This window comes from Terrihalobacillus insolitus (assembly GCF_028416575.1).
Lineage (GTDB): Bacteria > Bacillota > Bacilli > Bacillales > Amphibacillaceae > Terrihalobacillus > Terrihalobacillus insolitus.
Map to the genome: position 1 here is coordinate 16469 of NZ_JAMQKB010000018.1, position 12534 is coordinate 29002.

Here is a 12534-nt window from a genome sequence, read left to right on the forward strand (position 1 = left end):
ACGATCCTTTATATGAACCCGATTTTACCCAAACCACAACAGCTTGTCAACAATCATTGCACTGTTATAATTAATGAATTTGGACATAATGAACGTAGAAAAAAATAGTTAACAGCCCCATGCCAAAATATTGAACGAAGTGCTTTAAACGTAAACTTCGAAAGGACCCCATGATTAATTCAATTACACTAACATAGCATAAAGTACCGATTGATATCCCCATAAAAATAGCTCTAATTCGTATATCTTGGAATATCCCTTGTTCCCCTATGAGTAAAGCAATAAAGAAGCATAATGCCAAAAAAAGAATAAATGAAACAAAGGATAACATGGAGTAAACCACGCTTCCAGCACTGATTAAAGAAAGAAAGATGGCAAGTCCTTCAGGTATTTGATGAATGATAAATGAAAAAATCAATTCATCTGTTAGATTATTATTAGCCGCGTTAGAAGATATTGCAATTCCAGATGGAAAATTGTGGATGGCTATTGCTATAACAAGAAAAAAAGTGCTTAAAGAAATAGCTCTCGTTTTTGATTGTTTTTCTTGTAATGAATGGGTAAAAAGATGAATTTGATGCATGAGCACAAGCCCAATTGCGATACTGATGGTTAATCCAAACCAATCAAATGCGGCAGATGTTTCAGGTATAATTTCAAACAAAACCATCCCAAAAACGAGTGCTCCTGAATAAACATATAGCTTGCTTACTTGTTTGATGACTTTGTTCATAATACTAGCTAATACTCCGCCGAGAAATAAACCAGTAAGTGCTAAAACACTTACTAGAATCATTTTATCCATATCCATTTTTATCCGTCCTAACCGTTGATGTTTTGTGAGAAGCTTTTTTAAAATATACATGAGTAAAAATGAAATTATGATAACTCGTCCATATTTTATATGTGAATGAGTTTGCAACATTTGGGTATACTTTTTATGAAAATAATAAATTATTGTTTCATATTAATGTTATATATGATAATATACTCATATATTGTTGTAGGAGGTGCTATAATGGGACACGGACATGATCACGGACATGATCATACACATGGAGCAAACAAACGTGTATTAATGATTGGATTTTTCATTACTACTGGTTATATGCTTGTAGAAGCAATTGGCGGATTTTTAACGAATTCCCTTGCACTTTTATCAGATGCAGGGCATATGTTAAGTGACTCTGTATCGCTTGGTGTTGGACTGTTAGCCTTTACGTTAGGTGAAAAGGCTGCTAATTATAGTAAAACGTATGGATACAAGCGATTTGAGATTTTAGCAGCAATTTTCAACGGCGCAACACTTATAGCCATCGCGTTTTATATCTTTTATGAAGCATACAAACGTTTTACAAACCCGCCTGAAGTTGCATCAGTCGGAATGTTAATTATCGGTGTGATCGGTTTACTCGTAAACATCCTTGTCGCTTGGATGCTTTTACGCGGCGGAGACACGAAAGAGAATTTAAACATACGCGCAGCATTTTTACACGTATTAGGTGACTTGCTAGGATCAGTGGGAGCGATTGTTGCAGCATTACTTATTATGTTTTTCAACTGGGGATGGGCAGATCCACTTGCTAGTGTGATTGTTGCTATTCTTGTACTAATAAGTGGCTGGCGTGTTTCAAAGGATGCCGTTCATGTGTTAATGGAAGGTACGCCACGAAATGTAAATATAGATGATATTGTTGAAGCTTTTAAAAAAGTACCTGAGATTATTAGCATTCATGATCTTCATGTATGGAGTATTACTAGTGGGCAAAATGCTCTATCTTGCCATGCGGTTGTAAGTGATTCATTATCCGTCAAAGATGGACAAACACTTCTATCCTCTATTGAAAAAAGATTGGTGGAAAAGGGGATTGGGCACGTTACGATCCAATTGGAAACAGGCAAACATGAACACGAAGATTCGATCATGTGCCAAGGAAGTGATTCCTCACATGATCACGACCATGATCACCAGCACGACCATTAATAGACGGTAGTGACCGATGTAAAAGCTGATTCCTTAAAAGGAATCAGCTTTTTATTCAAGCAATCCGTACACCGGGCTTAAAAAACTGTGTTTCATTGACTTCACGTGTTAAATCGCTTAAGCTAAGGTTTGAATCGAACGATAACTTGGAGGAATTTTATATATATGATTAACGTGCATAATGTAAGTTTGCGATATGGAGACAAGAAGTTGTTTGAGGATGTAAATATTAAATTTACACCTGGTAATTGCTATGGATTAATTGGTGCAAATGGAGCAGGTAAATCAACCTTTTTAAAAATCCTTTCTGGGGAAATTGAACCTCAATCAGGAAACGTCTCGCTCTCAACAGGAGAACGTTTAGCTGTTTTAAAACAGGATCACTTCGAATACGAAGAATATGAAGTGCTTAAAACTGTTGTTATGGGGCATGAGCGTCTTTATGAAATTATGGAAGAGAAAGATGCTATTTATATGAAAGCGGATTTCTCTGAGGAAGACGGAATGCGTGCTGCCGAATTAGAAGGTGAGTTTGCCGAATTAAATGGTTGGGAAGCAGAATCCAATGCAGCTGTCTTGTTAAAAGGGTTGGGCATTCAAGAAGAACTTCACGAAAAGAAAATGGCCGATTTAACAGGCTCTGAAAAGGTAAAAGTATTGCTGGCACAAGCCTTGTTCGGTAATCCAGATATTTTACTACTTGACGAGCCAACGAACCACCTTGATATTCAAGCAATCCAATGGCTGGAAGAGTTTTTAATTAACTTTGAGAATACCGTAATCGTTGTATCTCATGATCGTCACTTCCTTAACAAAGTGTGTACCCATATAGCAGATGTTGATTACGGAAAAATCCAAATTTATGTTGGTAATTACGATTTCTGGTATGAGTCAAGCCAGCTTGCACTTAGAATGGCACAGGAACAAAATAAGAAAAAAGAAGAAAAGATAAAAGAGTTGCAAAACTTTGTAGCTCGATTTAGTGCCAATGCATCAAAATCAAAACAAGCAACTTCTCGAAAGAAAACGTTGGAAAACATTACGTTAGATGACATCAAACCATCTTCTAGGCGCTATCCGTACATTGCCTTTTCACCAGAACGAGAAATAGGGAATGATTTATTAAGAGTAGAGGGTTTATCAAAATCAATTGACGGTGAAAGAGTGTTAGATAACGTAAGCTTTACGATGAATAAAGATGACAAAATCGCGCTTGTAGGTAAAGATGAGGTTGCCAAAACAACCTTATTGCGTATTTTAATGGGTGAAATCGAGCCCGACCAAGGTTCCTATAAGTGGGGTGTAACGACATCTCAATCCTATTTACCAAAGGATAACTCGAAGTACTTTGAAAATGCCGATCTAAATCTCGTTGATTGGTTACGCCAATATTCACCGGATGACCAAACCGAGACCTTTTTACGTGGCTTCTTAGGTAGGATGTTGTTTTCAGGGGAAGAAGCATTGAAAAAGTCCAACATACTATCTGGTGGGGAAAAAGTTCGTTGCATGCTATCCAAAATGATGTTAAGCAATTCCAATGTATTATTACTGGATGAGCCAACGAACCACTTAGACTTAGAGTCCATTACAGCTTTAAATAATGGTTTAGTTAAATTTAAAGGCTCTATACTGTTTACTTCCCATGACCACCAGTTTGTACAAAGTGTCTCCAACCGTTTGATCGAAATCACGCCTAGCGGATTAGTGGATAAAGAAATGAGCTATGATGAATATGTTGCAGATAAAGGATTACAGAAGGAAATAGAAGCAATGTATGCATAGCAACATTATCGGGCTTGGATGGTGGTAATGAATAATCACTGTTTAAGCCTTTTTTCTTATCTGTGAGGAAATAATTATTACCGCTCCATCCAAAACATAGATAGGGATAGCCCTTCTATATAAGCAGGCTATCCCTATCTCATTATACACTCTTCATTTTCCTTGCCGAGCCAACTAGCTCGCGAATGGTCTCCTTGTCATTGTTATGGAGCAAATCCACAATCCTACTACCAACTACAACCCCGTCACAATATTGACTAAGCTCTTTCACATGCTCTGGCGTGGATACACCAAAACCTGCCAATACTGGAGCTTCACAAATTTGCTTTAGTTCCTGTAAATGTGTTGCTAGATTTTGTTTGAACTCACTTCTTGCTCCTGTTGTTCCGGTAACGGTCACCGCATATAAGAAACCTTCTGTTCGTTTTGCGATTTCTACTAGCCTTTCCTTCGTACTTGTTAAAGCCGCTAGTCGGATAAGCGCAATGTCATGTGCTTTTATTTCCTCGGTAATGATTGTCTCCTCTTCCAATGGTAAGTCCGGAATGATTAAACCATCAACACCCGCTTCATCACACTCTTTCGCAAAGTCTTTAACTCCAACAGCATAGATCGGATTCATATAAGTCATAAGTACCACTGGAATCGTGCGCTTCTCTTTTATTCGTTTCAACTCATCTAACACTGCACGCAAGCTAACCCCATGTTCAAGTGCACGTAATCCAGCTGCCTGGATGGTTGGACCATCTGCAACAGGATCAGAAAATGGAATACCAAGCTCAACAACGGTTGCACCACTTTCCTCTAAAAACTGTAGGCGATTCTCAAGTTGATCTAGCCCACCATCACCTGCCATTATATACGGGACGAACGCTTTATCACCATCTTCTAGAACTTTTGCAAAAGCTTGATCTAACCTTTGTTTACCCATTTGCCTCACCTCCAAGGGCATCTCTTACCGTTTCAACATCTTTGTCTCCACGCCCAGATAAGCAGACGACCATTGTGTCATCTTGCTTCATCACTTTAGCTAGCTTCACGCTATAGGCGATTGCATGTGCACTCTCTAATGCAGGTAAGATTCCTTCCGTTTTGCACAACAGCTGTAAAGCGTCCAGTGCTTCCTTATCTGTAATCGAGTCATACGTCACACGATCCATTTCCTTTAAAAAGCTATGCTCAGGACCAACTCCTGGATAATCTAGTCCAGCAGAAATTGAGTGCGCTTCTTGAATTTGTCCATTTTCATCCTGGAGCAAATACGTCATTGTTCCGTGCAGAATTCCAGACTGTCCATCTGTTAACGTTGCAGCGTGTTTTCCGGTTTCGAGCCCAGATCCACCTGCCTCCACTCCATATAGCTTCACTTCTTTATCTTCTACAAATGGATAAAACATTCCCATTGCATTACTTCCACCACCAATACAAGCTACTACCGCCTCTGGTAGTCTCCCAACTTGTGCAAGAATTTGCTGTTTCGTTTCCGATCCAATGACACTTTGAAAATCACGAACGATTTGTGGGAAAGGATGTGGACCGACAACAGAACCGATAATGTAGTGCGTATCTTCTACATTGCTTACCCAATAGCGCAATGCTTCATTAACCGCATCTTTTAAAGTTCCACTACCTTGATCAACACTTTCTACTCGTGCACCTAACAGCTCCATCCGGAATACATTTAACTTTTGGCGACGAATGTCCTCCTTCCCCATGAAGATTACGCAATCTAAACCTAGTAATGCACAAACCGTAGCAGTAGCGACCCCGTGCTGACCTGCACCCGTTTCGGCAACTACCTTTTTCTTACCCATTCTCACTGTTAATAGTGCCTGACCGATGGCATTGTTAATTTTGTGTGCACCTGTATGGTTTAAATCTTCTCTTTTTAAATAAATTTTGGGACCGCCTAGCTGCTTTGACAAATGCTCCGCATAATAAAGTGGCGTTTCTCTCCCAATATATTGCTTAAAATAATAATCCAATTCCTTTGTAAAGTCTGGATCTTTGATGGCAGTTTCATATGCCTTTTCCAGCTCTAAAACTGCAGGCATGAGTGTTTCTGGTACAAATCTCCCCCCAAAAGAGCCAAAATGGCCTTGTTGGTCAGGATGTGTGTAGCTTGTCATTATGATCACGATCCTTTTCGATAGTGGTTGCTTTCTTTGCCTCTCTAATAAAGGCGGTAATTTTATTTAAATCCTTTTCTCCATCTGTCTCGACACCGCTTGAAACATCTACCCCTTGTGGATTAGCTTCTGCGATTGCTTGGGATACATTTTCACTCGATAGTCCACCAGCTAGGATTACCTTTCCTTTTACATTTGATAAGTGCTTCGTTAAACTCCAGTCAAATGCCGTTCCATTTCCGCCACGATATTTACCAGATGGGCTATCGAGTAGAAAGTAGGTACACTTATAATCGCGAATTGCATAAAAATCTTCTTTTGATTGAATCGAAAATGCCTTGATGACAGGATAAGGAACAGCATCACAAAATTCTGGTGTTTCATCGCCATGCAGTTGAACATAGTCCAGTCCAACAGTTGCTGCGATGTCCTTTATCGAGTCGAGCGGTTCATTCACAAATACTCCAACTTTTTTTACGTGACCTGGGATAATCTGTGCAATTTCTTTCGCTTGTTCCTTCGTTATTCGCCTTTTACTTTTGGCAAAAACGAACCCGATCAAATCAGCACCATTTTGAACTGCATGTTGAGCTGCTTCGATTGTCTTAATCCCGCATATTTTGACTTGCATGTACCATTACCCCCTACAGATTTACCCTTAAAGCATCAAAGGTATGTTGAAGATTTTCAGAACGCATCATAGTTTCCCCAACTAAAATACCTTTTACGCCGTTCTGTTTTACTCGCGCTACATCCTCCGTTGAACGAAATCCACTCTCACTTATTAACAATGTTTCATTACTGTTTACACTGCCAGCAAGTCGCTCGGTTATGGCTAAGTCAACCTCAAATGTCTTTAAATTTCGGTTGTTGATCCCAATAATAGTAGCACCTGTTTCTTGTGCCAGTTCCAGCTCTTGTTCATTATGCACTTCCACTAAAACCTCAAGGTCTAACCCTCTGGCATAGGTGAACAAAGCTTGGAGACGCTCTTTGGATAATGCTGCAACAATTAACAAAATGACATTTGCTCCATATTGCTTGGCACGGTTAATTTGAATCTCATCGATAATAAAATCTTTACACAGGATGGGGAGATTCACCTCTTCCCTAACAGCTCGTAAATCTTCCATTGTTCCTTTAAAAAAGGGTTCATCTGTCAACACGGAAATTGCTCCAGCACCTGAAGTTTCATAGTCTTTCGCTTGGTTGCGCGGATCTACGTTTTGATTAATGATTCCTCTAGAAGGTGAGGATCGTTTTATTTCCGCAATAATATTCATCCGATCCGACTGCTGAAACCGATCAAATAACGATCGTTTTTGATATGGAACAGTTGAATCTACCGTAAACGTAGCTTTTAGATGACGTACTTCTTTTTCTTTTTCTTGCAAAATCTGATCTAATATTGTCATTCTTACACCGCCTTGTGCGCTTTTTTACTGTAATTTACTAGGTATTCTAGCTTCGCCAAAGCAGCCCCTGAATCAATACTTTCCTTTGCAACTGCCACACCGTCTTGAACCGTTTCTGCCGTTCCACTAGCAAAAATAGCTAGACCTGCGTTTAGCAAAACGGTATCTCGATGTGCTCCCTTTTCCCCTTTTAAAACGTTATATAAAATGGCGGCATTTTCTTGCGCGTCTCCACCTTTAATGATTTCATTGTCGTAAACTGGTAACCCGACTTCTTCTGGTGTTAGTGTGAATCGAACAAGTTCACCACGTTCTAATAAGGTAACATGATTTTCGCCTGCAAGGGAAGCCTCATCCATGGAACCAGCACCATTGATTACAATTGCTCTTTTTCTACCTAAACGATGGAGTACATTTGCCATCATGTCTAACATATCACGGCGGTAAATCCCCAATAACTGGGTATCTAGCTCCATCGGATTCGTAAGTGGCCCGATCAAGTTAAATATGGTGGGAATTCTCAGCTCACGTCGAACACTCATGATTTTTTTTAATGCTGGATGTACATGTGGCGCAAACAGAAAAGCAATGCCGTTATCCTCTAACAGTTCATTCATTTGTTCCCCATTAAATTGGAGGGAAACCCCTAAATGTTCCAATACGTCGGCACTACCAGTTTTACTAGAAATGCTACGGTTTCCGTGCTTTGCGATTTTGATTCCAGCCCCAGCAATAACAAAGGCTGAGGTAGTACTCACATTAAAGCTTTGCGAGCCATCCCCACCGGTACCACAGTTGTCCATCACATGATCCAATTTATGTGGGACGGTTAGCGATTTTTCTCTAATTATGTTTACAAGTCCTGTGATTTCATCTGCACTTTCACCCTTCGCACGTAATGCTGTTAGAAATGCACCAATCTCTGCATGTGACGTTTCCTCGGCAAACAACTGCCTCGTTGCATCATGCATCTCCTCTAAGGTTAATGATTGTTGATTTACTAATTTATTCAAAAAATCTTTCATTTTACAAGCTCCTCTCTCCTATTTTTTAACTTAATGTACGATTGTAGCTTCCTTAACAAAGGTAAAGTAGTTTTGCAGGATTTGTTTCCCAACCTTTGTTCCGATTGACTCCGGATGAAACTGAAGGCCATAAATCGGTAATTGCTTATGTTTCACCGCCATAATTTCATCGTCCTCCTCTGAGGTTGCCAGAATTTCTAGCTCAGATGGAATCGTTTCTTTTTCTATTACTAATGAGTGATACCGCATGACTTCTAATGGATGATCAAGTCGTTTGAAAATTTGATTGTCATTATATTTTAGCTTTGATGTTTTCCCGTGCTTAATCATTTTCGCTTGTATAATGTTGCCGCCGAATGCTGCTCCAATTGCTTGATGGCCCAAGCAAATACCTAAAATCGGAAGGGTGTCGCCTAATTTTTGTACAACTTCTATACAAATTCCCGCTTCATCCGGTGTTCCAGGTCCTGGGGAAAGAATAATTACTTCAGGTCTACGTTCTTTTATTTCATTTACGGTTATTTCATCATTACGGACAACTTGCACTTCCTTACCAAGTTCCGAAATGTATTGAAAGAGATTATAGGTAAACGAATCATAATTATCAATCAATAAAATCATTTGCTTCCACCTCCAAGAGTGATTTGGCTTTATTAAGGGTTTCTTCGTATTCCTTTTCTGGGTCTGAGTCATACACAATTCCTGCACCGGCTTGCACATATGCTTCATTATTTTTAATAACTAACGTGCGAATGGCTAATGCAAAATCAAGATCCCCGTTGAAGTTAATATAACCGACAGATCCAGCATATACGCCACGTCTTTGTTTTTCTAACTCATTAATGATTTGCATTGCTCGTATTTTTGGTGCACCTGAAACTGTTCCTGCCGGCAAGGTTGAAATCAGTGCATCCAATGGACTGTGTGTTTTGTCGAGTGTGCCTTGGACTTCTGACACAATGTGCATAACATGTTGATAACGTTCAATCGTCATATATTTTGGTATGGTAATCGACCCTATTTCACAAACTCTACCAAGGTCATTCCTACTAAGATCGACTAACATCTTGTGTTCTGCAAGTTCTTTTTCATCTAATAGTAATTCTTCTGCTAAAGCATCATCTTCTTCTTTTGTTTTTCCTCGTCGTCTTGTACCAGCAATTGGGTTCGTGATGATTTGATCCCCTTGTGTTTTAATTAAACTTTCTGGAGAGGCACCCAATACCGTATAATCATCGAAGTCGATATAAAACATATATGGTGAAGGGTTTGACCTTCGTAAGCTACGGTAAAAGGTAAATGGATCCGATTCAAAGGTTGCTTTCATTCGTTGCGATAGAACGACTTGAAAAATATCCCCTGCGATAATCCGCTGTTTTGCTTGATCTACCATTTTTAAAAAAGCTTCTTTTTTTACCATTGGTTTGAATGCCGCTCTATCTGATCGTTGAGACGTAGCCTGTTTGTCTTGCACTATTTCTGATTGTATTTGTGTGATCCGTTCCTCTAATTGATCCTCAGACCTTTTTCCATCTACATTTATTGCTACAATCGATACCGTTTGTTTGACGTGATCAAAAATAATCACATCCTGGTAAAACATAAGATGGACATCCGGCATCCCTACTTGATCATCTGGTTCTTCTCCAATTGCTTCGTAAGCCCGAATGCTATCGTAGCCAATGTAGCCAATTGCACCACCATAAAAGGCAAATGGAAGCTGCAAATCAATTTGTGGAATGTGCCTTTTCACGATATCAAGAGGCCTACCTTGTTCTACTTCCTCCCTATTTTCTTTCGTATACATACACGTTGTCGTTGTGCCACGTCCTACGATCTCTTTGTACGGATTCGCACCAATAAAAGAATATCTTCCTTTTTCAGACAGCTTTGCAGAGCTCTCTAGTAAAAACTTTTTCGTACCCTTCAGTCGATTAAATACTGCTATTGGGGTTAACGTGTCCCCGACAATATCCCTTGTTTTATACGAAATAGCTTGTGTTCCTGTCGTTCCCATGACCCATGTCTCCTTTTTAAATAGTATTTATTTTAGTGCGTGTTCAAAAAGTCGACAAATTAGAAGCAAGCAGGTCGAGGCGGCGTAGTTTTGAGGAGCGCAGTGTAGACATAGCCTACATGAGCACCGGAAAAACAAGCCAACGAAGAGATGCGCAGCTTATCATTTGATGAATTTTTGAACATCCTTTTTTTACGATTATTTATTTGTAACGACGCTCTATGATTGTGTAACGACAACGAAAAAAGTCCCCTATACACAAACTAGGTTTGTGTATAGGGGACGGTTCTACCGCGGTGCCACCACTATTGAAGGACAACGGATCCTTCCACTTATCGGGTTTGACAAGGTTTTGGATGCATTTGCTTAAGTCATTCTGTCATCACCTTGTACCCTATCCCTGTAACGGAAGAACCCCGTGTATCCCTACGATCGTGTTCAGGATACCTCTCTTAAGTCCATTCTGCTAACGTTCGTACCGGTATTCCAGCGCCACCGGCTCTCTGTAACGAATTGGTAAGCATACTACTCTTAATCATTGATTTGAATTGGTTATGTTTTGACAATAAAAAAAGCCTCCCTATCCAAAAGGACGAGGAAACCCGTGGTACCACCTTATTAGCTGCACAACAGCCACTTTAACGAAACGAAGATAAATATTGATTCTTCGTTTCTGCCTCGTGTAACGATGAGACAATTCGCCAAAGCCTACTGTTTCATAAGTTCGGTTTGGAAGCTCCGAAGCCCATTCACTTAACTACACACACTGGTTCACACCACCCACCAGCTCTCTTTAGAGGTAATATAAGCTACTCTTCTTCATCAACGCTTATAAATTATCCGTAATTTCTAATGTTGTTCTTATCATATGACGATCATGATCATTTGTCAATGACTAAAATTACATATGTGTCTACTTCATAATGTTTTCTTCTTAATTTTTGTTTTAATACCGCGCTCAATAATCGTTAAGTATTGCTTATCCTTTGGTGCAACAAAGGTCACAGCGATGCCCGTTCCACCAGCCCGAGCAGTACGTCCAATTCGATGGATATAGCTCTCAACATCTTGTGGAATGTCATAATTGAAAACATGTGTTATCCCTTCTACATCAATCCCCCGTGCTGCGACATCTGTTGCAACTAAGTATTGAATTTTCATGTCGCGAAATCGTTGCATGACCTTTTCTCGTTTGGCTTGCGACAAATCACCATGGAGCTCATCTGCTTCATAACCATTCATCTGCAACGCTGCATTTAGTTTCATCACCCTCCGCTTCGTCCGACAAAAAATAACCGCGAGGAATGGGTGAAACTGATTTAGTACTGTCATTAATTGATTCTGTTTCTCACGATCAGTTGTTTCAATTACCATTTGTTTTACTTCTTCAAGAGTAATATTCTTTCCCATAATTTGTATATCAACAGGATCTATAAGATAATGATTTGCTATATGTTTAATCTCTTGAGGCATGGTTGCCGAAAAAAGCATGGATTGTCTTGTACTAGGCAACTGTTGCATCACTTCTTCTACATCCGGCAAAAATCCCATGTGCAGCATTTGATCAGCCTCGTCCAAAACAAACATGCGAATGTTCGATAAATCAACTGTATTTCTCCTAATGTGATCCAGCAATCTACCTGGTGTTGCTACTACCACATGAATGACATGTTTTAGTTTCTTAAGCTGATGCTCGATGTCCTGCCCCCCATAAATAGATAGTGCATGAACATGCTTTTTTTTATGAAGTAATTCTGTAAGATCATCCGTGATCTGTCGCGCAAGTTCTCTCGTAGGTGAAACGATTAATGCCTGGACAGATGTTTGTTCAGGATCAATCCTTTCGAGAATCGGTAACAAAAATGCCAGCGTTTTCCCTGTTCCTGTTTGCGCTTGAACAATCGCGTCCTTTTTTTCGAGTAATACCGGAATCGTTTCTCGTTGAACCTCGGTCGGAGTATGTATACCAAGTTCCTTTAACATCTCAATCTGTTCGCTAGAGATTCCGAGCATTTGAAAATCAGTCAAAATCAACTACTCCCTTTTTGCCTTAAAGTGCGTGTTCAAAAAGTCGCCGCTTATCATTTGGTGACTTTTTGAACATCATCTTATAGTTTTCTTCTATCATACCATGCATGTTTAGCATTCCAAACGACAACCTTTCTATTCCGCGAAATTA

The 12534-nt window shown here is 39.7% G+C and carries 11 protein-coding genes and 2 other annotated features; of the genes, 2 read left to right on the top strand and 9 right to left on the bottom strand.

Going from position 1 to position 12534, the window contains the following annotated elements; translation table 11 throughout:
* Positions 1-70 precede the first annotated feature (70 nt).
* Positions 71-811, bottom strand: coding sequence for a ZIP family metal transporter (locus tag NC797_RS14160; protein ID WP_272437460.1), 741 nt, complete (start codon positions 809-811; stop codon positions 71-73).
* Positions 812-1018: 207 nt separating this feature from the next.
* Here NC797_RS14160 and NC797_RS14165 point away from each other — a divergent pair, with 207 nt between their 5' ends.
* Both NC797_RS14165 and NC797_RS14170 read left to right on the top strand, forming a co-directional pair.
* Complete coding sequence (locus NC797_RS14165) at positions 1019-1984, top strand: cation diffusion facilitator family transporter (RefSeq protein WP_272437461.1); 966 nt, start codon at positions 1019-1021, stop codon at positions 1982-1984.
* A gap of 165 nt (positions 1985-2149) precedes the next feature.
* Entirely contained in the window at positions 2150-3769 is a 1620-nt protein-coding gene (locus NC797_RS14170) for an ABC-F family ATP-binding cassette domain-containing protein (protein WP_272437462.1), read from the top strand.
* A 142-nt stretch (positions 3770-3911) separates the two neighbouring features.
* Here the strand turns inward: NC797_RS14170 and trpA are convergent, their stop codons facing one another.
* From trpA to NC797_RS14210, 8 genes are all read right to left on the bottom strand, one after another.
* Positions 3912-4700 (bottom strand): tryptophan synthase subunit alpha, encoded by a 789-nt coding sequence (gene trpA / locus NC797_RS14175; RefSeq protein WP_272437463.1) that lies wholly within the window; start codon positions 4698-4700, stop codon positions 3912-3914.
* Positions 4693-5898 (bottom strand): tryptophan synthase subunit beta, encoded by a 1206-nt coding sequence (trpB, locus tag NC797_RS14180; RefSeq protein WP_272437464.1) that lies wholly within the window; start codon positions 5896-5898, stop codon positions 4693-4695. Before trpB ends, trpA begins: the two co-directional genes overlap by 8 nt.
* On the bottom strand, positions 5876-6529 hold the full coding sequence (locus NC797_RS14185; protein WP_272437465.1) for a phosphoribosylanthranilate isomerase: 654 nt from the start codon (positions 6527-6529) through the stop codon (positions 5876-5878). Before NC797_RS14185 ends, trpB begins: the two co-directional genes overlap by 23 nt.
* A 13-nt stretch (positions 6530-6542) precedes the next feature.
* Entirely contained in the window at positions 6543-7313 is a 771-nt protein-coding gene (gene trpC / locus NC797_RS14190; RefSeq protein WP_272437466.1) for an indole-3-glycerol phosphate synthase TrpC, read from the bottom strand.
* A 2-nt stretch (positions 7314-7315) separates the two neighbouring features.
* Positions 7316-8338: an anthranilate phosphoribosyltransferase gene (gene trpD, locus NC797_RS14195; RefSeq protein ID WP_272437467.1), complete on the bottom strand. Its 1023-nt coding sequence runs from the start codon at positions 8336-8338 to the stop codon at positions 7316-7318.
* A 30-nt stretch (positions 8339-8368) separates the two neighbouring features.
* The gene (locus tag NC797_RS14200) at positions 8369-8959 is read right to left on the bottom strand and encodes an anthranilate synthase component II (RefSeq protein WP_272437468.1); all 591 of its coding nucleotides are present in this window, start codon (positions 8957-8959) and stop codon (positions 8369-8371) included.
* Positions 8943-10355, bottom strand: a complete 1413-nt coding sequence (gene trpE / locus NC797_RS14205; protein ID WP_272437469.1) for an anthranilate synthase component I — start codon at positions 10353-10355, stop codon at positions 8943-8945. The genes NC797_RS14200 and trpE overlap by 17 nt, the downstream gene beginning before the upstream one ends.
* 275 nt (positions 10356-10630) lie before the next feature.
* Positions 10631-10903, bottom strand: a binding site (T-box leader).
* 37 nt (positions 10904-10940) lie between these two features.
* Positions 10941-11190: a binding site (T-box leader), on the bottom strand.
* Between the two features lie 83 nt (positions 11191-11273).
* Positions 11274-12383 (bottom strand): DEAD/DEAH box helicase, encoded by a 1110-nt coding sequence (locus NC797_RS14210; protein WP_272437470.1) that lies wholly within the window; start codon positions 12381-12383, stop codon positions 11274-11276.
* Between the last annotated feature and the right edge of the window lie 151 nt (positions 12384-12534).